General features: G+C 60.6%; 21 protein-coding genes and 1 pseudogene. 19 read left to right on the top strand and 3 right to left on the bottom strand.

Annotated features, from left to right (window positions below; all coding sequences use genetic code 11):
- The first annotated feature begins 6 nt into the window (after positions 1-6).
- From QF045_RS23420 to QF045_RS23405, 4 genes are all read left to right on the top strand, one after another.
- Entirely contained in the window at positions 7-987 is a 981-nt protein-coding gene (locus QF045_RS23420) for a substrate-binding domain-containing protein (protein WP_306494245.1), read from the top strand.
- Positions 984-2,483 (top strand): L-arabinose ABC transporter ATP-binding protein AraG, encoded by a 1,500-nt coding sequence (araG, locus tag QF045_RS23415; protein WP_306494243.1) that lies wholly within the window; start codon positions 984-986, stop codon positions 2,481-2,483. Before QF045_RS23420 ends, araG begins: the two co-directional genes overlap by 4 nt.
- A gap of 19 nt (positions 2,484-2,502) precedes the next feature.
- Positions 2,503-3,468 (top strand): L-arabinose ABC transporter permease AraH, encoded by a 966-nt coding sequence (gene araH, locus QF045_RS23410; RefSeq protein ID WP_306494241.1) that lies wholly within the window; start codon positions 2,503-2,505, stop codon positions 3,466-3,468.
- 182 nt (positions 3,469-3,650) lie between these two features.
- A complete protein-coding gene (locus QF045_RS23405; RefSeq protein ID WP_306494240.1) occupies positions 3,651-4,454 on the top strand; it encodes an IclR family transcriptional regulator in 804 nt (267 codons plus the stop codon).
- Here the strand turns inward: QF045_RS23405 and QF045_RS23400 are convergent, their stop codons facing one another.
- On the bottom strand, positions 4,455-5,507 hold the full coding sequence (locus QF045_RS23400) for an NAD(P)-dependent alcohol dehydrogenase (protein WP_124387787.1): 1,053 nt from the start codon (positions 5,505-5,507) through the stop codon (positions 4,455-4,457).
- A gap of 181 nt (positions 5,508-5,688) precedes the next feature.
- Between QF045_RS23400 and QF045_RS23395 the strand changes: the two genes are divergently transcribed.
- Complete coding sequence (locus QF045_RS23395; RefSeq protein WP_306494238.1) at positions 5,689-6,582, top strand: AraC family transcriptional regulator; 894 nt, start codon at positions 5,689-5,691, stop codon at positions 6,580-6,582.
- A 169-nt stretch (positions 6,583-6,751) separates the two neighbouring features.
- Here QF045_RS23395 and QF045_RS23390 read toward each other — a convergent pair.
- Positions 6,752-8,417 (bottom strand): annotated as a pseudogene (locus tag QF045_RS23390) (electron transfer flavoprotein-ubiquinone oxidoreductase).
- A 505-nt stretch (positions 8,418-8,922) separates the two neighbouring features.
- Between QF045_RS23390 and QF045_RS23385 the strand changes: the two are divergent.
- The 14 genes from QF045_RS23385 (at position 8,923) to QF045_RS23320 (ending at position 20,550) form a co-directional block, all read left to right on the top strand.
- On the top strand, positions 8,923-9,672 hold the full coding sequence (locus QF045_RS23385; RefSeq protein ID WP_124387784.1) for an electron transfer flavoprotein subunit beta/FixA family protein: 750 nt from the start codon (positions 8,923-8,925) through the stop codon (positions 9,670-9,672).
- 2 nt (positions 9,673-9,674) lie between these two features.
- On the top strand, positions 9,675-10,604 hold the full coding sequence (locus tag QF045_RS23380; RefSeq protein ID WP_306494237.1) for an electron transfer flavoprotein subunit alpha/FixB family protein: 930 nt from the start codon (positions 9,675-9,677) through the stop codon (positions 10,602-10,604).
- 72 nt (positions 10,605-10,676) lie between these two features.
- Entirely contained in the window at positions 10,677-11,492 is an 816-nt protein-coding gene (locus QF045_RS23375; RefSeq protein ID WP_306494951.1) for an ABC transporter substrate-binding protein, read from the top strand.
- Between the two features lie 9 nt (positions 11,493-11,501).
- Positions 11,502-11,864: a DUF4398 domain-containing protein gene (locus tag QF045_RS23370; RefSeq protein WP_124387782.1), complete on the top strand. Its 363-nt coding sequence runs from the start codon at positions 11,502-11,504 to the stop codon at positions 11,862-11,864.
- The gene (locus QF045_RS23365) at positions 11,861-12,673 is read left to right on the top strand and encodes an OmpA family protein (RefSeq protein ID WP_306494235.1); all 813 of its coding nucleotides are present in this window, start codon (positions 11,861-11,863) and stop codon (positions 12,671-12,673) included. Before QF045_RS23370 ends, QF045_RS23365 begins: the two co-directional genes overlap by 4 nt.
- Before the next feature lie 276 nt (positions 12,674-12,949).
- Positions 12,950-14,389: a PLP-dependent aminotransferase family protein gene (locus tag QF045_RS23360; protein ID WP_005790467.1), complete on the top strand. Its 1,440-nt coding sequence runs from the start codon at positions 12,950-12,952 to the stop codon at positions 14,387-14,389.
- Positions 14,390-14,483: 94 nt separating this feature from the next.
- Positions 14,484-14,975, top strand: a complete 492-nt coding sequence (locus QF045_RS23355; protein ID WP_306494234.1) for a translation initiation factor 2 — start codon at positions 14,484-14,486, stop codon at positions 14,973-14,975.
- A gap of 161 nt (positions 14,976-15,136) precedes the next feature.
- Positions 15,137-15,391 carry a YkgJ family cysteine cluster protein gene (locus QF045_RS23350; RefSeq protein ID WP_306494233.1) on the top strand — a complete coding sequence of 85 codons (255 nt, stop codon included), beginning with the start codon at positions 15,137-15,139 and terminating at the stop codon, positions 15,389-15,391.
- A gap of 41 nt (positions 15,392-15,432) precedes the next feature.
- Positions 15,433-16,038, top strand: a complete 606-nt coding sequence (locus QF045_RS23345) for an START domain-containing protein (protein ID WP_306494232.1) — start codon at positions 15,433-15,435, stop codon at positions 16,036-16,038.
- A gap of 103 nt (positions 16,039-16,141) precedes the next feature.
- Positions 16,142-16,378 (top strand): hypothetical protein, encoded by a 237-nt coding sequence (locus QF045_RS23340; protein WP_306494231.1) that lies wholly within the window; start codon positions 16,142-16,144, stop codon positions 16,376-16,378.
- A 213-nt stretch (positions 16,379-16,591) separates the two neighbouring features.
- Positions 16,592-16,933 (top strand): ribonuclease E inhibitor RraB, encoded by a 342-nt coding sequence (locus QF045_RS23335; RefSeq protein WP_057721151.1) that lies wholly within the window; start codon positions 16,592-16,594, stop codon positions 16,931-16,933.
- Positions 16,934-17,386: 453 nt separating this feature from the next.
- The gene (locus tag QF045_RS23330; protein WP_306494230.1) at positions 17,387-18,796 is read left to right on the top strand and encodes a circularly permuted type 2 ATP-grasp protein; all 1,410 of its coding nucleotides are present in this window, start codon (positions 17,387-17,389) and stop codon (positions 18,794-18,796) included.
- Positions 18,797-18,799: 3 nt separating this feature from the next.
- The gene (locus QF045_RS23325; protein ID WP_306494229.1) at positions 18,800-19,750 is read left to right on the top strand and encodes an alpha-E domain-containing protein; all 951 of its coding nucleotides are present in this window, start codon (positions 18,800-18,802) and stop codon (positions 19,748-19,750) included.
- On the top strand, positions 19,747-20,550 hold the full coding sequence (locus QF045_RS23320) for a transglutaminase family protein (RefSeq protein WP_306494228.1): 804 nt from the start codon (positions 19,747-19,749) through the stop codon (positions 20,548-20,550). The genes QF045_RS23325 and QF045_RS23320 overlap by 4 nt, the downstream gene beginning before the upstream one ends.
- A 13-nt stretch (positions 20,551-20,563) precedes the next feature.
- On the opposite strand, the gene QF045_RS23315 is transcribed toward QF045_RS23320, so the two are convergent.
- Positions 20,564-21,373 carry a cytochrome c gene (locus tag QF045_RS23315; RefSeq protein ID WP_306494227.1) on the bottom strand — a complete coding sequence of 270 codons (810 nt, stop codon included), beginning with the start codon at positions 21,371-21,373 and terminating at the stop codon, positions 20,564-20,566.
- Between the last annotated feature and the right edge of the window lie 232 nt (positions 21,374-21,605).

Raw genomic sequence — 21,605 nt, 5'->3', positions numbered from 1 at the left:
TAGTCCATGTTCAAGAAGACACTCGGTGCTGTGGCGCTGGCAATGGCGTTCAGCGGGTTCGTATCGGCTGAAGAAGTGAAGATCGGCTTTCTGGTCAAACAGGCGGAAGAACCCTGGTTTCAAACCGAATGGGCTTTTGCCGAAAAAGCCGGCAAGGAGCACGGTTTTACCGTGATCAAGATCGCCGTGCCGGACGGTGAGAAGACCCTCTCGGCCATCGACAGCCTGGCCGCCAACGGCGCCAAGGGCTTTGTGATCTGCCCGCCGGACGTATCGCTGGGCCCGGCGATTGTCGCCAAGGCCAAGGTCAACGGCTTGAAAGTGATGGCCGTGGACGACCGTTTCGTCGATGCCAAGGGCAACTTCATGGAGGACGTGCCGTACCTGGGCATGGCCGCCTTCGAAGTGGGCCAGAAGCAGGGCGCCGCCATGGCCGCCGAAGCGAAAAAACGCGGCTGGGACTGGAAGGACACTTACGCGGTGATCAACACCTTCAATGAACTGGACACCGGCAAGAAACGCACCGACGGCTCGATCAAATCCCTGGAAGAAGCCGGAATTCCCAAAGACCATATCCTCACCGCCGCGCTTAAAACCCTCGACGTGCCAGGCAGCATGGACGCCACCAACTCGGCCCTGGTCAAACTGCCCAGCGGCGCGAAAAACCTGATCATCGGCGGCATGAACGACAACACCGTGCTCGGCGGCGTACGCGCCACCGAAAGCGCCGGTTTCGCGGCGGCCAACGTGATCGGCATCGGCATCAATGGCACCGACGCCATCGGCGAATTGAAGAAAGCCAACAGTGGTTTCTTCGGCTCGATGCTGCCTAGCCCGCACATCGAGGGCTACAACACCGCGCTGATGATGTACGAGTGGGTCACCAAGGGCACCGAACCGCCCAAGTACACCGCCATGGACGAAGTGACCTTGATCACCCGCGAAAACTTCCAGGCCGAACTGACCAAGATCGGGCTGTGGAAATGACCGCTGCGGCCCTTCGTTTTGACGCAATCGGCAAAACCTTCCCTGGGGTCAAGGCGCTGGATGGCATCAGCTTCACCGCCCACCCCGGGCAAGTGCATGCGTTGATGGGTGAGAACGGTGCGGGTAAATCGACGCTGCTGAAGATCCTCGGCGGCGCCTATATTCCCAGCACCGGCTCGGTGCAGATCGGCGAGCAGGTCATGGCCTTCAAATGCGCCGCCGACAGCATCGCCAGCGGCGTTGCGGTGATTCACCAGGAGCTGCATCTGGTGCCGGAAATGACCGTTGCCGAGAACCTGTTCCTGGGGCATCTGCCGTCGCGCTTTGGCGTGGTCAACCGCGGCGTGCTGCGCCAGCAAGCGCTGGCGTGTCTCAAGGGGCTGGCCGATGAAATCGACCCTGAAGAGAAGCTCGGGCGCTTGTCCCTGGGCCAGCGCCAATTGGTGGAAATCGCCAAGGCGCTGTCCCGTGGCGCCCATGTGATCGCTTTCGATGAGCCGACCAGCAGTTTGTCGGCCCGCGAAATCGACCGCTTGATGGCGATCATCACGCGCCTGCGCGACGAGGGCAAAGTGGTGCTCTACGTGTCGCACCGCATGGAGGAGGTGTTCCGTATCTGCAATGCGGTGACGGTGTTCAAGGATGGCCGCTTCGTGCGCACCTTCGACGACATGAGCGCGCTGAGCCATGACCAGTTGGTGACCTGCATGGTCGGTCGCGATATCCAGGACATCTACGATTACCGAGCGCGAGAGCAGGGCGGTGTGGCGCTCAAGGTCGACGCTCTGCTGGGGCCGGGCTTGCGCGAGCCGGTGAGTTTCGAGGTGCGCAAAGGCGAGATTCTCGGCCTGTTTGGCCTGGTTGGCGCCGGGCGTACCGAGTTGCTGCGCTTGCTCAGCGGCCTTGAACGTAACACCGCGGGGCACCTGCAACTCTGCGGAGAACCGCTGCACCTGCGCTCACCGCGTGATGCCATCGCCGGCGGTGTGTTGCTGTGCCCCGAGGACCGCAAGAAGGAGGGCATCCTCCCACTTGCCAGCGTTGCCGAAAACATCAACATCAGTGCCCGTGGCGCCCATGCGGCATTTGGCTGGTTGCTGCGCGATCACTGGGAGAAGGGCAACGCCGACACTCAGATCAAGGCGCTTCGCGTGAAAACGCCGAACGCCGAACAGAAAATCATGTACCTGTCCGGCGGCAACCAGCAGAAAGCCATTCTCGGCCGCTGGCTGTCGATGCCGATGAAGGTGCTGCTGCTGGACGAGCCCACGCGGGGTATCGACATCGGCGCCAAGTCGGAGATCTATCAGATCATTCACAACCTCGCGGCGCAGGGCATTGCCGTGATCGTGGTGTCCAGCGACTTGATGGAAGTGATGGGCATCTCCGACCGCATCCTGGTGATGAGCGAAGGCGCTCTCACCGGCGAGCTACCCCGCGAACAGGCGGACGAAGCACGGCTGTTGCAACTGGCACTCCCGCGTACGCGGGCTTGAAGCATTCGAGGGCACGGGTATGTCTGAAGTAAAAACTGCAAAAGGCTTCTGGCCAGGTTTCAACCAGCGCAAATTCCTGGATGACTGGGTGATGCTCCTCGCGGCGTTGGGCATCTTTGTGCTCAGCGCGCTGTTTATCGACAACTTCCTGTCGCCGCTGAACATGCGCGGGCTGGGCCTGGCGATTTCCACCGTGGGTATCGCCGCGTGCACCATGCTGTTCTGCCTGGCGTCGGGGCATTTTGACTTGTCGGTGGGTTCGGTGATCGCCTGCGCCGGCGTGGTGGCGGGGATCGTGATCCGCGACACCGACAGCGTGGTGCTCGGTGTGTCGGCCGCCTTGGCCATGGGCCTGCTGGTGGGGCTGATCAACGGTATCGTCATCGCCAAGCTGCGCATCAATGCGTTGATCACCACCCTGGCGACCATGCAGATCGTGCGCGGCCTGGCTTACATTTTCTCCAACGGCAAGGCGGTGGGGGTGATGGACGAAGGCTTCTTCGTGTTCGGCAACGGCCAGCTCATGGGCGTGCCGGTGCCGATCATCATTACCGTGTTGTGCTTTGTATTCTTTGGTTGGCTGCTCAACTACACCACCTATGGACGCAATACCATGGCGATTGGCGGCAACCAGGAAGCAGCGCTGCTGGCCGGGGTGAACGTTGATCGCACCAAGATCATCATCTTTGCCGTGCACGGTCTGGTCGGCGCACTGGCCGGGGTGATCCTGGCCTCGCGCATGACCTCGGGCCAGCCGATGATCGGCCAGGGTTTCGAGCTCACGGTGATATCCGCGTGCGTGCTGGGCGGTGTGTCGTTGAGCGGCGGTATCGGCATGATCCGCCATGTGATTGCCGGGGTGCTGATCCTGGCGATCATCGAGAATGCGATGAACCTGAAAAACATCGACACGTTTTATCAGTACGTGATCCGTGGCTCGATCCTGTTGCTGGCGGTGATCATCGACCGCATGAAGCAGCGCTGATTAAAAGTCAAATGAGGACTAAATGTGGGAGGGGGCTTGCCCCCGATGGCGGTCTATCAGTAGGCAGATGTGCAAGCTGACCCACCGCTATCGGGGGCAAGCCCCCTCCCACAGTGGATCTCCTGTGTTCAGGAGGGCGGTATTTGCCATAATGCCCCCGCTTTTTTATCTATAGGCCCGATATGCTGGAAAACGCCCACATCCCCGTCAAAGACGCCGCCCCTACCGGCACCCAGACCCTGCTGCGCGGCCTGGGCGTGGTGCAAGCGGTGGCGGCGGGCGCGCGGGACCTCAAGGAAATCGCCCGGCGCATCGGCACCACCCGCAGCACCACGCACCGCCTGGCCAGTTGCCTGGTGGAGGAGCGTTACCTGCGCGTGGTGCCGCAAGTCGGTTATCTGCTGGGGCCGAAGTTGATTGAGCTGGGCTTTCAGGCGCGCGAAGAACTGCCGCTGGTGAGCCTCGCGGTGCCGTATCTGGATGAGCTGTCGGCGCTGACCGGCGACACCATCCACCTCGCGATTCGCGAATACGACGAGGTGCTCTACCTGCACAAGAACCCTGGCCGCAACGGACCGGAAATGCGCTCGCGCGTGGGCCATCGCATGCCGCTGGCGCGCACTGGTATCGGCAAGGCGTTGATGCTCGATGATGGCGTGCAGGAGTGGCAGCGCCTGTACGAAGTCAGCCTGCCAGCGGGGGGCAAGAACCTGCAATGGCCGCAGCACCCTGAACAGTCCTGGGCGCAGTTCGAGCAGCGCATGCATGAATACGTGGTGGGCGGTTATGCGTTCGATCTGGAAGACAACGAACCGTCGATCCGTTGCGTCGCGGCACCGGTGCGCGATGCCAGCCGGCGAATCGTCGCCGGCATCAGCATCGCCAGTACCGTGCCCTACATGCCGCTGGAGAAAATGGCCGAGCTGATCCCTGTGATCAAACAGGTCGCGGCTCGGCTCTCGGCGGAACTGGGCGCGAAGGCCTGATCAGGCCTTCAGGGTCGCCATGTCGATGACGAAGCGGTACTTCACATCACCGGCGATCATCCGTGTGTAAGCTTCGTTGATCTGGCGGATGTCGAGCATCTCGATGTCGCAGGTGATCCCGTGCTCGGCACAGAAATCCAGGACTTCCTGGGTTTCGGCAATGCCGCCGATCAGCGAGCCGGCCAGCACTTTACGGCCCAGCACCAGTTTGGCGGCGTTGACGGGCGGGTCCACCGGTTCGATCAGGCCGACCAGAATATGCACGCCGTCAAAGCGCAGCACATCCAGGTAGGGGTTCAGGTCGTGCTGCACCGGGATGGTGTCGAGCAGGAAGTCGAAGTGCCCGGCGGCGGCTTTCATCTGCTCGGCATCGGTGGACACGATCACATGGTCGGCGCCCTGGCGACGGCCTTCTTCGGCTTTGCTCGCCGAACGCGTGAACAGCGTCACTTCGGCGCCCATGGCCTTGGCGAACTTGATGCCCATGTGGCCCAGGCCGCCCATGCCGAGAATCCCGACCTTGTCGCCGGCCTTCACGCCGTAGTGCTTGAGCGGCGAGTAGGTGGTGATGCCCGCGCACAGAATCGGCGCAGCGCTGGCCAGGTCGAGCTTGGCCGGGATCTTGACCACAAAGTGCTCGCTGACCACGATGCTGTCGGAGTAACCGCCCATGGTGTTGCTGCCGTCCACCCGGTCCGGGGTGGCGTAGGTCATGGTCGGGCCTTCGAGGCAGTATTGTTCCAGATCCGCCTGGCAGGCTGTGCACTGGCGGCATGAGTCGACCATGCAGCCCACGCCGACCAGATCACCCACCTTGTGGGCGGTGACACTGGCGCCGACGGCGGTGACTTTACCGACGATCTCGTGGCCAGGCATCAGCGGATAAACGGCGATGCCCCATTCGTTGCGCGCCTGGTGGATATCGGAGTGGCACACGCCACAGTAGAGAATGTCGATTGCCACATCATCGGCGCGCGGGCTGCGGCGTTCGAACGACATGGGGGCGAGGGGAGTGGTGGCCGACTGGGCGGCGTAACCGATGGCGGTGTACATGGAAAAACCTCGCAAAAGCAATGGCAAGTGAGGCGGGCCATTCTGCGTGCCGACCGAGCGGGCGGCCATGGCGATTGCTCCGAGTCTCATGCCTATTCGTCCGGGAGTGCCCTGCGTTTGGATTCATCCGCGGTCAGACCTGCGATGATGTTCTCATCCCTTTTTTACGAAGTTTTTTGCCATGTTGCTGACCCGCCATGTCGACGCCAACGCCACGCTGGTTTCCTTGATCGAGGGGCTCGCCTCCCGTGACGGTTTTTCCCCGACTCACCTTCCTGGCGTGCAGGTGCTGCGTGCCAGTTGCGATGTGGCGCGCGGGCCACAGATCTACGAGCCGAGCCTGATGTTCGTGGCCCAGGGCAGCAAGGTCGCTTACCTGGGCCCGCGTACCCTGGAATATGGCGCCGGGCATTACCTGATCCAGGCGATGCCCGTGCCGTTCGAGTGCGAAACGTTCGCCATGGCGCCCGGTGCGCCGTTGCTGGGCGTGACCGTGGGCATTGATCGGGTGGTGCTGGGTGAGTTGGTGATGGCGATGGGCATGCAAGCCGGGCCGCCGCCGGCAGCGCAGACCCTGGAATCGATGAGTTCGGTGGTGCTCGATGACGCGATGCGCGGGTGCGTCGAACGGCTGTTGCAGTGCCTGCACGATCCGCTGGAAAGCCGGATCATGGGCCCGGCGCGGGTACGCGAATTATTGTTCACCGCACTGCGCGGGCCACAGGCCGATGTGCTGCGCGCATTGGTGGAACAGCAGGGTCAGTTTTCGCGGATTGCCACCTCGTTGAACCACCTGCATGCCCATTTCGCCGAACCGCTGAACATCGAGACGCTGGCCGGGTTTGCGCATATGAGCGCCTCGACCTTTCACGAACACTTCAAGCGCTGCACCCTGTTGTCGCCGGTGCAGTACCTCAAGCGCTTGCGGTTGCTCAAGGCGCAGCAGCTATTGCTGGTAGACGGCATGGGCGTGGCGCAGGCGGCGCATAGCGTGGGGTATCAGAGCACGTCGCAGTTCAGTCGCGAGTACAAACGCTACTTCCTGCGCAACCCCGGCGAAGAGCGCGCTGCCTAGCCAATTCAGGCAAAACACAATCCAAATGTGGGAGGGGGCTTGCCCCCGATGGCGGTGGTTCAGTTGGAACATCTTTAACGGATACACCGCTTTCGGGAGCAAGCCCCCTCCCACATTTTTAATTGATGTCGGCCATAAAAAAGGCCCCCATCCGGGGGCCTCGCTTGGCTTACATATTCGGGTAAGTCGGCCCACCCGCGCCTTCCGGCGTCACCCAGGTGATGTTCTGCGAAGGGTCCTTGATGTCGCATGTCTTGCAGTGCACGCAGTTCTGGGCGTTGATCTGGAAGCGCTTCTCGCCGTCTTCCTTGGTCACCACTTCATACACGCCAGCCGGGCAGTAGCGCTGCGCCGGTTCATCGTAGAGCGGCAGGTTGGTGCCGATCGGGATGCTTGGGTCCTTGAGTTTGAGGTGGCACGGCTGTTCTTCTTCGTGGTTGGTGCCGGAGATGAACACCGAACTCAGCTTGTCGAAGCTCAGCTTGCCGTCGGGTTTGGGGTAGTCGATCTTCTTGCTGTCCTTGGCCAGCTTCAGGCAGGCGTAATCCGGCGTGGTGTCGCGCAGGGTGAACGGAATCTTGCCGCCGAAAATGTTCTGATCCAGCCAGTTGAAGCCGCCGCCGATGATGGCGCCGTATTTGTGCACCGCTGCGCCGAAATTGCGGCTGGCGAACAGCTCTTCATACAGCCAGCTCGATTTGAAGCTGTCGACGTAGGCGGTCAGTTCATCACCGCCTTCGGAGTCGGCAAACAGGCGGTCGGCCACGGCGTCGGCGGCGAGCATGCCGGACTTCATCGCGGTGTGGCTGCCTTTGATCTTGGCGAAGTTCAGGGTGCCGAGGTCGCAACCGATCAGCGCGCCGCCCTTGAAGACCATTTTCGGCAGCGAGTTCAGGCCGCCCTTGGCGATGGCGCGGGCGCCGTAGCTGACACGCTTGCCGCCTTCCAGGTACTGGGCCAGCACCGGGTGATGCTTGAGGCGCTGGAATTCATCGAACGGCGACAGGAAGGTGTTGCTATAGGACAGGTCAACGATCAGGCCGACGACCACCTGGTTGTTTTCCAAGTGATAGAGGAACGAGCCACCGGTGTTTTCGTTGCCCATGATATCCAGCGGCCAGCCGGCGGTGTGCACCACCAGGCCCGGCTGATGTTTGGCCGGATCGATTTCCCAGATTTCCTTGAGACCGATGCCGTAGTGCTGGGCGTCGGCTTCGCTGGCCAGGTTGAAAACGCTCGATCAACTGCTTGCCGATGTGGCCGCGGCAGCCCTCGGCGAACAGCGTGTACTTGCCGCGCAGCTCCATGCCAGGGGTGTACAGGCCATCTTTGGGCTTGCCTTCACGGTCGACGCCGAGGTCGCCGGTGATGATCCCGCGCACCACACCGTTCTCGTCGAACAGCGCTTCCTGGGCGGCGAAGCCTGGGTAGATTTCCACGCCCAGGTTCTCGGCCTGCTGGGCGAGCCAGCGGCACAGATTGCCCAGGGAGATGATGTAGTTGCCTTCGTTGTGCATGGTCTTGGGCACAAAGAAGTCTGGAACCTTGGTGGAGGTCTCGCTGCTGCGCAGTACATAGATGTCGTCACGCACCACTGGGGTGTTGAGCGGGGCGCCGAGCGCTTTCCAGTCCGGGAACAGTTCGTTCAGGGCGCGTGGTTCGAAGACGGCGCCGGAGAGGATGTGTGCGCCGACTTCGGAGCCTTTCTCGACCACGCAGACGCTGATTTCCTTACCGGCTTCGGCGGCCTTCTGCTTCAGGCGGCAGGCGGCGGACAGGCCAGCCGGGCCGGCGCCGACGATGACCACGTCGAATTCCATGTATTCGCGTTCCACAGGCTATCTCCTACTCAAGGCTCAACAGGCTTTTTTTCTAATGGGTGGAGGTTCGGTGATGTCTTGCGGCAACGGCAGGACCCACCTTTCTCTCTAGGTGGCGCATTATATCTACACCACTGGCAGCGTCCAATACAAACGTTTGTTTGAATTGCCCGCAGGCTAGGTAAATCAAAGCAACGCGGCTTATGACTGACCATTTTGCCGTATTGACCAGAATAGGCGTTCCGGTCAATATACGGTCGGTTTTGCGCTAACCGTAGGCAGACTGCAGGTTTCAAGAGCACGTCCAAAAGCAAGACAGGTGACGCGCGCGGCGTGATGGCGCGCAGTTTACACGCTGCGATAAAGAATGACTTCTCAGTCACCCCTGACGGACGGTCATTACTTCCCGTGAGCAAGGTCATCCGCCGACGTTTTTGGAGGTGCCCTTGTGTGCCGATGAGCATCAACCGCCAGGTTCGCCTAGGCGACTTTCTTTTCACCGGAGAGTAACGAGGAATCCATGAAGGTTCTTGTAGCTGTCAAACGCGTTGTCGATTACAACGTGAAAGTTCGCGTCAAGGCGGACAATTCCGGCGTCGACCTTGCTAACGTCAAGATGTCGATGAACCCATTCTGTGAAATCGCCGTGGAAGAAGCCGTACGCCTGAAAGAGAAAGGCGTGGCGACCGAGATCGTCGTGGTTTCCATCGGCCCGACCACTGCCCAGGAGCAACTGCGTACCGCCCTGGCACTGGGCGCCGACCGTGCCATCCTGGTCGAGTCCGCTGAAGAGCTGACCTCCCTGGCCGTGGCCAAGCTGCTCAAGGCCGTTGTCGACAAGGAACAGCCTCAGTTGGTGATCCTTGGCAAACAGGCCATCGACAGCGACAACAACCAGACCGGCCAGATGCTGGCTGCACTGACCGGTTACGGCCAGGGTACCTTCGCTTCCAAAGTGGAAGTGAGCGGCGACAAGGTGGCAGTGACCCGTGAAATCGACGGCGGCGCGCAGACAGTTTCCCTGAGCCTGCCGGCCATCGTCACCACCGACCTGCGTTTGAACGAGCCGCGCTACGCGTCCCTGCCAAACATCATGAAAGCCAAGAAGAAGCCTCTTGAAGTGCTGACTCCGGACGCTTTGGGCGTTTCCACCGCCTCCACCAACAAGACCGTGAAAGTCGAAGCGCCGGCAGCACGCAGCGCTGGCATCAAGGTCAAGTCTGTTGCTGAGTTGGTCGAGAAACTGAAAAACGAAGCGAAGGTGATCTAATCATGGCTATCCTCGTAATCGCCGAACACGATAACAAGGTGCTGGCCCCGGCCACCCTGAACACCGTTGCGGCTGCTGCCAAGATCGGTGGTGATATTCACGTACTGGTAGCCGGCCAAGGCGCGGGTCCAGTCGCTGAGGCCGCCGCGAAAATCGCCGGTGTGAGCAAAGTCCTGAACGCTGACAACGCCGCCTACGCGCATCAGCTGCCGGAAAACGTTGCGCCGCTGGTTGCCGAGCTCGGCAAGGGCTACAGCCACATCCTGGCGGCTGCTACCTCCAACGGCAAAAACATCCTGCCACGCGTTGCCGCGCAGCTGGACGTTGACCAGATCTCCGAGATCATCTCGGTTGAAAGCGCCGATACCTTCAAGCGCCCGATCTATGCCGGTAACGCCATTGCTACCGTGCAGTCCAACGCCGCGGTCAAGGTCATCACCGTGCGTGCCACCGGTTTCGACCCGGTCGCCGCTGAAGGGGGTTCGGCTGCAGTGGAAGCTGTTGCCGCCGCCCACGATGCTGGCACTTCCAGCTTTGTCGGCGAAGAGCTGGCCAAGTCGGACCGCCCTGAGCTGACTGCTGCCAAGATCGTCGTTTCTGGCGGGCGCGGCATGCAGAACGGTGACAACTTCAAGCACCTGTACGCCCTGGCCGACAAGCTGGGCGCAGCGGTCGGCGCCTCGCGCGCTGCCGTCGACGCAGGTTTCGTACCCAACGACATGCAGGTCGGCCAGACCGGCAAGATCGTTGCACCACAGCTGTACATCGCGGTCGGTATCTCCGGCGCGATCCAGCACTTGGCCGGTATGAAAGACTCCAAGGTGATCGTTGCGATCAACAAGGACGAAGAAGCACCGATCTTCCAGGTGGCTGACTACGGCCTGGTCGCTGACTTGTTCGAAGCTGTTCCTGAGTTGGAGAAGCTGGTCTAATCCAGTCGCTTCACTTATAAAGAGCCCGGTCTGATGACCGGGCTTTTTTTTGACCTGCTGGAGCACCTCGCCATGCAACTGCGTCCCTTGATCCTGCTGCTGGGCCTAGCGCTGCTGCCGACCTTGTCGCTCGCGGCCGGCAAATGCGAGCGCCTGGTGATCACCGGCAGCCCGGATGCACCGCCGTTGCTGTGGCGCGACCCGCAGGACCCGACCCACCTGATCGGCGCCACTGCCGATGTGCTGCAACAGGTAGCCGCGGACCTGGGCCTGAAAATCGACCTGCTTTACGGCGGCAAACGCTCCCTGGCCCTGGATGAAGTGCGCAGCGGACGCATGGACATACTGGCCGATGCGCCGTTGAATCTCGGCGAACTGGAAGCTCTCGACTACATCCACCCGGCATTGGTGCAGATCGATTACCTGGTCTGGACGCGCAAGGACTCACCCCTGGTCTACGCCACCCCTGACGACCTGCGCGGCCACAAGGGGGCGGTGTCGGAGCGCGCCCGTTTGAGCGCCGAGTTCGAAACCTTTGCCAGCCAGCAGCTGACCCTGCAGCGTCTGCCCAACCTGACGCCGGCGTTCCAGAAGCTGTTGCTGGGGGAGGTGGACTATGTGCTCGCCAGCCGCTACTCCGGGATGGCCATGGCCCAGACCCTGGGCATGGACCACGACCTGGCCGCACGCGAAGTACCGATCGATCAGCCAGGCTTGTACCTGGCGATTTCCCACAATTCCGCCTGCAACGATCCGTGGCTGCGCGGACAGCTGGCAAAAAAGATGACAGAATTGCCGGCGTCCGGTGTGACGCAAGCCGCGTTGCAGCGCAATCTTGAGCGTTGGAAAGCGCAATTGCTACAGCCCGTCGGCACCCCAACAAAGTAGGGATTTTCAGTGACTCTTCGACCTCTTTTCGCGGCCCTCGCCGTTGTCGCTCTGGCGGGATGCGCCACCGATCCCGCGCCGACCGAACAAATGCGCCTGACCCAGCAAGCCCTGGAGCAAGCCAACGCGGTCGGCGCCAATACCGATGAATCGACCGAGCTGAAGCAGGCCGAAGACAAATTCGCCAAAGCCAAGGCCAACATGGCCGACCAGTCCTACAAACACGCGCGTATGCGCGCCGAACAGGCCGAGTTGGATGCGCGTCTGGCCGAGGCCAAAGTGCTGACCGGCAAGAGCCAGGAACAATTGAACGTGGTCAATACCCGCATCGCCCGTCTGCGCAAGCAGCTGCAGCTGGGAGAAGCCCAATGAGCCCGATGATGCGTGGTGTGAGCGCTGTGTTAGTGCTCAGCGCTGCGGCGTTGGGCGGTTGTGCCAGCCAGCCCAATAGCGAGCAGGCGTTGCAACAGGCCGGCAATGACTTCCAGTTGGTCAAGGAAGACGCCAATGTACTGCGCTTCGCGCCCAAGGACGTGATCCGTGCCGGTGAGTCGCTCGCGCGTGCCGATCGACTGTCCAGCTACTGGGGCAGCGGCGCCGACGTGGTGCATTACGCCTACCTGAGCCAGCGTTACAGCGCCATCGCCCGCGAACACACCGAGCAAGGGCTTAACGCCGAGCGCCTGGCCAAACTCGAGCTGGAGCGCCAGCGCCTGCAACTGGCATTGCGTGAGAGCAAGCTGGCCAGCGTGCAGCAGCAGGGTAAATGGGTCGAGCAGCAAATCGCCAGCCTGACCACCCAGACCGACCGTGGCCTGGTGATGACCCTGGGTGACGTCCTGTTCGATACCGGCGAAGCAGAGCTGCAGAACTCGGCCAATCGCACCGTGTTGAAAATCGTGCAGTTCCTGCAACTGAACCCCAAGCGCAAGGTGCGCATCGAGGGCTACACCGACAACACCGGGGGCGAACGCGATAACCTGAACCTGTCCCATGACCGTGCTCAATCGGTGGCGGATTTGCTGATTGACCTGGGCATCGACGAAAAACGCATCCAGGTCGAGGGGTACGGTGACAGATACCCCGTGGAAGCCAATGCCTCCGAGCGCGGCCGCGCGCAGAATCGTCGTGTGGAAATCGTCTTCTCCGACGAAAAGGGCCAACTCGGCGCTGCTCGCTAAAGCCTTGCGCTGTTCAAAAATGTGGGAGGGGGCTTGCCCCCGATGGCGGTGTATCAGTTAAAGATGTTCCAACTGAACTACCGCTATCGGGGGCAAGCCCCCTCCCACATTTTTTCCTGCCCTGCATCTGAAATCCTGTTCACGACCCGCACAGTTTTTTCTGTCACTCCCGCCCGCGCTCGACTATTGTGGCAACTGTCCCAGTACACTTCTAAACTGTGCCGGTATGTATGTTTCACACAAAAATAAAATACCCGTGAAATCGAGTGCTGCGTCATGACCAATCTGTTGCTCTACCAACGTATTGCCCAGCAACTGGCTGAGGACATCCGGCGTGGTGTTTATCAGCCGGGGGAGCGCGTGCCTTCGGTGCGCAAGATGAGTTCCCAGCTCAATGTGAGCCATGCCACGGTGCTGCAGGCCTATGCCAACCTGGAAGACCAGGGGCTGATCCGGGCGCGCCCGCAATCGGGCTACTACGTGCACCAGACTCCAGCACTCACGGCGCCAACGCCGGACATCGCGCGGGTGGAACGTCCAGGGTTGGTCACCCGCAGCAGCATCATCCAGCAAGTGTTGGTCGAGTCGCGCCGTGAAGGCGTATTCCCCTTGGGCGCAGCGGTGCCGAGTGTGGATTACCTGCCGGTACGCGCATTGCACCAGCAGCTGGCCAAGGTCACGCGCTTCCAGAGCCCACGCGCATTCAGCTACATGTTCAGCCCAGGTTTTGAACCGTTGCGCCGCCAGGTGGCGATTCGCATGCGCGATGCAGGCGTGGTGGTCGACCCCTCCGAAGTGGTGATTACCCACGGCTGCGTCGATGCGTTGCAGATGTCCCTGCGCGTGCTGACGCGCCCCGGCGACCTGATCGCCGCGGAGTCGCCGACCTATTACGGCTTGCTGCAACTGGCTGACCTGCTGGGCCTCAAGGTGATCGAGATCCCCAGTGACCCGGCCACCGGCATGAGCCTGGAGGCTCTGCAACTGGCCGCCAATCAGTGGTCGATCAAGGCGCTGGTGCTGACTACGCGCCTGAGCAACCCGCTGGGCGGAACCATGCCCGAAGAGCGGCAAAAACAGTTGCTGCGGCTGGCCTCGGATTTCGATATCCAAATCGTCGAGGATGACATCTACGGCGAGCTGATGTTCGAACTGGGCCGCACCAAGGCCCTGAAAGCCTATGATCGTCTGGACCGGGTCATCTATTGCTCAAGTTTTTCCAAGACCCTGTCCCCCGGCGTGCGCATCGGCTGGATGATCGCCGGTAAATACCAGCAGGAAATCCAGCGTCTGCAGATGTTCAGCACCCATTCCGCGTGCAGCGTTACACAGATGGGCGTTGCGGCTTACCTGGAGAACGGCGGTTACGACCGGCACCTGCGTTACATTCGCCAGGAGTACCGCAAGAACCTCAGTGCCTTCCAATTGGCGGTGCAGCAATATTTTCCCGAAGGCACGCAGATGACCCGTCCTACCGGCGGCTTTATTTTGTGGGTCAGTTTGCCCGGACGGGTCAACACCCAGGAACTGCATGTACGTGCCCTGCAGCAGGGCATCAGTATTGCGCCGGGGTTGATTTTCAGTAACACCGAACAGTTCAACCACTGTATCCGACTCAATTGCGGCACCCCGTGGAACCGCGAGGCAGAGCGGGCGCTGATGACCCTGGGCATGCTTGCCAGCCAGTTATGCCAGGAGACGGCGGCGGGCTTTTGAAGAGGGCAAAGGGGGACAAGATTGATCTCTGTGCTTGTCATGCCACGCACAACAGGCGAGCATATGGCCTTCTGCCGTTAATGCTGTTGGCGATATGACCCCTATTTTTCGCGCTGTCTGGATGGTTGGCTTGTTAAGTCTATGCAACGTTGGCACTGCGCTGGCGGCGTCGCCTGTGACAGACGCCAAGCCTGCTGCAAGCACCGAGCAGAAGACCCCGGCGAAAAAACCGGCAGCGGCAAAGAAAGCGCCGGAGGCGAAGAAAAAAGCCGCCAAGGTAAAAAAACGCGCACCGATTGCGAACAAATCCAAGTCCGCCCACGAGGTGGCCCAGACCAAACTGCCACCGGCACAGTTGGACCTGTCTTTACCTTCGGACATGGTCAGGCTGCTGCAACCCATCGGCACCATGCCAAAACCCAAAAGCGTGCCGTTATTGCCGCCGCTGTTTGGTGACAAGCCTTCCGATAACAGTGCGTTCCAGATCAACGGCCGCTTGCTCAGCAACGAGATGAAGCTGCAGTTGCGCAACGAAGAACGGCGTGACGTGGAAGGCGCCGCGCTGGATTTCGAATTCAAGCAATAAATGTTCAATCATCCGTGACCCGCGCCACCGACCATCTGTCGCAGACTGGTCGGTCACTTTTGTTTTGAGCGAAAAACCTCTGTTGGACCATTTTAAAACGGCTGTTTAAGGGCGTACTCTAGCCCGGCCATCCCATTGAGTCGTCGAGGAACCTGCTGGTCATGAAATGCCGTGAAGGCTGTGGCGCTTGCTGCATCGCCCCCTCCATCAGTTCACCGCTGCCGGGAATGCCCCACGGCAAACCTGCGGGCGAACGCTGCCTGCACTTGTCGGTCGAACTTCTGTGCCAGCTGTTCGGCCAAGCTGAGCGGCCTGCGGTGTGCAGTGATTTCAAGGCCGATATCGACGTCTGCGGCAACGACCAGGCCGATGCGATCCGCTTGATCGGCTGGTGGGAACAAATGACGGCGGCTTGATGGGCTTTACTATCGGAACTTCAACAACAAGGAATACAACGATGGGTTCGCTGAAACGAATGGCTGTGGTATGCGGTTTTACGATGATGTTTGCTGGCGCTGCCCAGGCTGAGGATTGGCAAGATGCCAAGAACGAGGACGGCATCAAGGTGTCCCTGAGTGAGGTCGCCGGCTCCAAGTACAAGGCGTATCGCGGTGTGACCGTGATCAAGGCGCCATTGGCAAAAGTCCAGGCCCTGCAGGAAGATGTCGCCGGCGCCTGCTCATGGATCCATGAATGCAAATCCCAGAAGCTCGTCGACAAGAAAGGCGATGAGGCCTGGACCTACACCCAGTTCAAGGCGCCGTTCCCCGTGACGGACCGCGACTCGTATATCCATGTCACCACCACCAAAGCAGCTGACGGTACCGTTACCCGCAAACTGGAAGGCGTGCCTACGTACAAGCCTGAAGAGAAAGGCTATGTCCGGGTCGCCCAGGTGGAAGGTTTCTGGAAGCTGGTGCCCAAAGGTGCCAACGAGACCGAAGTGACCTACCAGGTGCACACCGAGCCAGGCGGCAGCGTGCCGTCGTGGCTGGCCAACAAGTTCGTGGTGGACGCACCGTTCAACACCTTGAAAGCCCTGAAGGAACACGCCGAAAAATAAGTGCGGCTGGTCCCGTGCCTCCTGCCTTGAGCGGAACGTTTGGTGAACCCTCAAGGTCCAGATAGATGTGAGCCCACACGCGGGCTTTATCGAGGAGGCATTGATGCAAAAGTGGCAAATTACTTTCGTTGATGATCACGGCGTGCAGTCCGTGGAGCAGTTCAGCTGCGAACATAAGCCCAGCCTCGAAGACGCTGCGCACATGATTCGCAACAAGCTGGTGCCCGTCGCCGCCGAACTCGACCTCAACGACCTCGAAGGCCGCAAGCCCGAGCCCACGGTCAAGATTCTCAAAGACCAGAACAGTATTCAAATCCTCGACATCTCGTCTGCCGTCTGAACATTTCCCAAAGGCCATTCAAGCGCCTCTGGTAGAGGTGATAGCTTCGCGCTACTCTGCAATCGAGATCAGCGAATGAATCGCTAAGGTCTGGTCTTGTCAGCTACATGCTTGTTTTCCTGCGGTGCTGTTATTGCCGTGGTACCCGCGCCAGCAGCGCGCGGGCTTCAGGAAGCACGGAAAGTCTATCCATCAGTCTGAGGAGGACGTTTCATGAGCACAGCCTATCAAGAAGACATCAGCACGAATGTTCTGCGCCGCATGAAAGAAGGCGGCTTTGATTTTTCACGTTTCCACCCCATTGAGTTCTACGCCATTTTTCCCGATGAAGAACGGGCGCGCAGAGCGGCGGGTCGATTTCGTGGTGAATCCCTGAACGCCCAGGTCAGCGCCCGCGATGATGGTGCCTGGTACCTGGAACTGAGCAAAATCATGTCCGCAACCTACGACGGTATAGGAGACTTCGAGCAGGACTTTGAGGCGGTGGTCGAGCCGCTGGGCGGGATTATCGAAGGCTGGGGCGTCAAGCAGGAGGTGCGTGGGTTACCCATGTAGTGATTCTGCGCAACACAGCGTATCGGCTGACCTTAGGGTCGGCCGTTTTTGTTTGGGCTCCCCAAAAGTTTTCGGAACTTGCATTGCGCTTTTCTGCACCAAAAAAAAAGCCACCCGAATAGGGTGGCTGAAAGGGAAGACCTAGGAGTCGGTCAGTTCACGAGCTGACACATTACGGGCTGGGCAAAGGGTTTCGCTGTAGGACATGTCCTGTTCAGCCGATGCACACGATTATCCGCAGAGGTAGGCGGGCGGTGAAATCGACTCTGACTATGCTGTTGATAGTCGTAGGCCGCATTGCAATGAGGCGTGCGACAGGGCTCCGGTCATTCTGCGCACCAGGACGGTGCGGTGAGTTTTTTCGGGTTATCTAACTTTTTGATTCTTAAGTGTTTATGCCGCTGGCACGGGCCTTGCGATGGTCCCTGCGTCCCGGGTGACAAGGAGTACGGCATGATCCGCACGTATTACAACGAAATGTACGATGGGGCAGGGCAGGTCCGTCCCCACTACCGCGAGTTCGCCCGTTGGTTGGCTGACACCCCTGCTGAACTGCTGGCTCAGCGTCGACGCGAAGCCGACTTGCTGTTCCACCGCGCCGGCATCACCTTCACGCTGTATGGAGACGAGCAAGGAACTGAGCGCTTGATTCCGTTCGACACCATCCCTCGCAGCATTCCGGCGAGCGAATGGCGAATGGTCGAGCGCGGCTGCATCCAGCGGGTCAAAGCGCTGAACATGTTCCTTACCGACCTGTACCACGAGCAGCGCATCATCAAGGCGGGGATCATCCCCGCCGAACAGGTCTTGGCCAATGAGCAATACCAGTTGGCGATGCAAGGCCTGAACCTGCACCGTGATCTGTATTCGCACATCTCTGGGGTCGATCTGGTGCGTGATGGCGACGGCACTTACTACGTGCTTGAGGACAACCTGCGTACGCCGAGCGGCGTCAGCTACATGCTCGAAGACCGCAAGATGATGATGCGCCTGTTCCCCGAGCTGTTCGCCGCCCAGCGTATCGCGCCGATTGACCACTACCCCAACCTGTTGCTCGACACCCTGAAAAGCGCCAGCCCCCTGGATAACCCCAACGTCGTGGTGCTCACCCCGGGGCGCTTCAACAGTGCGTTCTTTGAACATGCCTTCCTCGCCCGGGAAATGGGCGTGGAGCTGGTAGAAGGCGCCGATTTGTTCGTGCGTGACGACCGCGTCTTCATGCGCACCACCCACGGCCCTGAAGCGGTGGACGTGATTTACCGCCGTCTCGACGACGCCTTTCTCGATCCGCTGGCCTTTAACCCAGACTCGATGCTCGGCTTGCCAGGCCTGCTTGCCGCCTACCGTTCGGGCAACGTCGTGCTGGCCAACGCCATCGGCACCGGGGTGGCGGACGACAAATCGGTGTACCCGTTCGTGCCCGAGATGATCCGGTTTTACCTGGATGAAGAACCGATCCTGCAGAACGTTCCGACCTTTCAATGCCGTAAGCCCAACGAACTGTCCTACGTACTGGCCAACCTGCCCGAACTGGTGGTCAAGGAAACCCAAGGCTCCGGCGGCTACGGCATGCTGGTGGGCCCGGCGTCGACAGCAGCCGAAATCGAAGCCTTCCGCGCACGTATCAAGGCCAAGCCTCACGCTTATATCGCCCAACCCACCCTGTGTTTGTCCACCTGCCCGACGTTTGTCGAAGACGGCATCGCCCCACGGCACATCGACTTGCGCCCGTTCGTACTGTCCGGCAAGGAAACCCGTGTTGTGCCCGGAGGCCTGACCCGTGTGGCGTTGCGCGAAGGTTCTTTGGTGGTGAACTCGTCCCAGGGCGGCGGCACCAAAGATACCTGGGTGGTCGAGGACTGACTTATGTTGAGTAGAACTGCCTCGGATTTGTACTGGATGTCGCGCTACCTGGAGCGCGCCGAAAACCTGGCGCGCATGCTCGATGTCAGCTATTCGCTGTCGCTGATGCCCCAGGACGGACGCGGCGACGGCCTGCACGAATTGGCCATGCCGCTATTGATCACCGGCACCCTGGACGACTACCACGAGCGTCACGGTGAACTGCACGCCGAACGCCTGCTGCACTTTTTCGCTCTCGACGCCGCCAACCCAGCCAGCATCTACAGTTGCCTGGGCTCTGCGCGGGCCAGCGCCCATGCGGTGCGTGGGCGAATTACCGCCGACATGTGGGAAAACATCAATGCCACCTGGCTGGATATTCGCGAAATTGCCCAGCAAGGCTTGAGCCGCTACGGCATGAGCCGGTTTTGCGAGTGGGTCAAAGAGCGCTCGCACCTGTTTCGTGGCGCCACCTACGGCACGATCATGCGCAATGATGCGTTCCGCTTCATCCGGCTGGGTACCTTCATCGAGCGCGCCGATAACACCCTGCGTCTGCTCGACGCGCGTTACGAAATGGCCGGCGACCAGGCTGCGACGGTCAGCGATGGCACGGCGCATGCGTACTACCAATGGAGTGCGTTGCTGCGGGCATTGTCGTCGTTCGAGGCCTACACCGAAATTTATCGCGACGCTCCGGGCGCCCGGCAAGTCGCCGAACTGCTGCTGCTACGCGCGGATGTTCCGCGCTCGCTACGGGCTTGCAGCGAAGAGATCGACCAGATCCTCGCTAGCCTGTCCGGCCTCAACGGTCGTCCGGCCCAGCGCCTGGCCGCCGAGATGGACGCCCGCCTGCGCTTTACCGCCATCGATGAAATTCTTGAGGAAGGCCTGCACGCCTGGCTGACCGACTTTATCCCCTTGGTCCGCCAGTTGGGCGACGCCATCTACAGTTCCTACCTGGAGGCGGCATGAGACTTTCCATCAGCCACGAAACCACCTACCGCTACGAAGACCAGGTGCGCGCCAGCATCCAATACCTGCGCCTCACGCCCCAGGAGAGTGAGCGCCAGCATGTGCTGAGCTGGCAGCTCGACCTGCCGCGCCCGGTGCGTGCGCAAGTGGACCCGTTTGGCAACATCCTGCACGTGCTGACGCTGGATGAACCGCACGACGCCATCATCATCGGCGCCCGTGGCCAGGTGGATATCGACGAGTTGCGTGAGGCTGAGCATGAGAGCCAATCCGCCTTTCCGTTCCTGCGCTGCACGCGCCTGACCGAGCCTGACGAAGCCCTGCGTGGTTTTGCCCAGCAGCACTGCCATCAGCGCCGTGACCGCACGGCCTTGATCGACCTGATGCATGCGCTGAACCAGTCGATGGTCTACGCGCCGGGTGTCACTCAGGTCGATACCTGCGCTGCCGAAGCCTTCGCCGGCCGCGCGGGGGTATGCCAGGACCACACCCATGCGTTCCTGGCTTGCGCGCGCAGCCTGGGGATTCCGGCGCGATACGTATCAGGGTATTTGTACACCGAAGACAGCGCGCACCTGGCCAGCCATGCCTGGGCGGAAGCCTGGCTGGATGACGCCTGGTACAGTTTTGACGTGACCAACCAATTGGCCCGGCCGGAGCGGCACTTGAAGCTGGCCGTGGGCCTGGACTACCTGGATGCCTGCCCGGTGCGGGGCATGCGCCGTGGGGGTGGGCATGAGCAGATGCATGCCAAGGTGTTCGTGGCGCCGACGCCGGTGATTTCTGTCCAACAGCAGTAATCCGAAACTGAGTTCACGGTTGTGGTTGCTTGCGCCCCGCCATGTGCTTCAGATACCCCACCAGCAATTCCAGCTCATTATCCGGCAACACACTGGCCGCAAACGCCGGCATCTTCGCCTGCGGCCAATGCCTCAGGCTTTGCGGGTCACGGATGTAACGCTTGAGGAAATCACCGCCGAAATATTCGGTGGGGCTGTAGGGAATATTCAAGTCCGGTCCGAACTGCGCATCGCCTGCACCATTGAGGCGGTGGCAGGCCAGGCAGTTTTTCTGAAACAACGCAAAGCCCTGGTTGATCGGATCGTTTGCCGCTAACTGCGGGTCGGGCAGCAACGCCGGAAAACGCTCCGCCACCGTCTGCAGTTGCTTGATACCGGAGATCTGGAAGGGCCACTGTTCCGGACTGATATGCCCGGCTTGCGGGTCGGTCCATACCAGATAGAACGGCCCCGCACTCGGTTTGCCATCACCCAACGGCGGCCATGGATGGACTGGGTCTTCCACCGCCAGCCAGGCGCGCGCCCCGGTTTTCTCCAGCAACGGCGCAGCGGCGAGTTCAGCGGCAAAGCCGTCAAGGGCGACTGCTTGCAGGTGGCTTGCGGGTTTTAGGCCCGATAGGAGAATCGCCAAGGGCACCGCGCGATAGGTCATGTTGCGCTTGTAGGAAACGTCATCGACGATTTGCACCGTCTGCGCCTCCGGGTGCTTGAGCAAGTCGGCGGTCTGCCAGGTTTTGCTGGTATGGTCCAGCTCGATGGTCAGTTGCGCCGCAGAGACGGGAAGGGCCAGGAGCAGGGCAAACAAGGCGAGGATCGGTTTCAAGGGCGGGCCGTTTCAAGTTGACGGGAAGTCACCATAGCGCAGATCGGCAGGCAAAAAGACAGCCCCTGCAACAAGACCGCTATACGCAATGTCCCGGCAGGTGCTGCCAAAAGCTGCAGTCCCGATGCTGTGTGTGCACAGGGTAGGTGGCTCGAGTCGTCACCCAATAACCTTGGTTAAATTGGGCAAGATCAGAATCAGTGTGGTGGCGAACAGAATAAGTCCCGCCTGA

It is taken from the genome of Pseudomonas sp. W4I3 (genome assembly GCF_030816195.1).
GTDB lineage: Bacteria > Pseudomonadota > Gammaproteobacteria > Pseudomonadales > Pseudomonadaceae > Aquipseudomonas.
The sequence above is the reverse complement of the archived record's forward strand: the minus strand, read 5'-3'. Positions and strand labels throughout refer to the sequence as shown.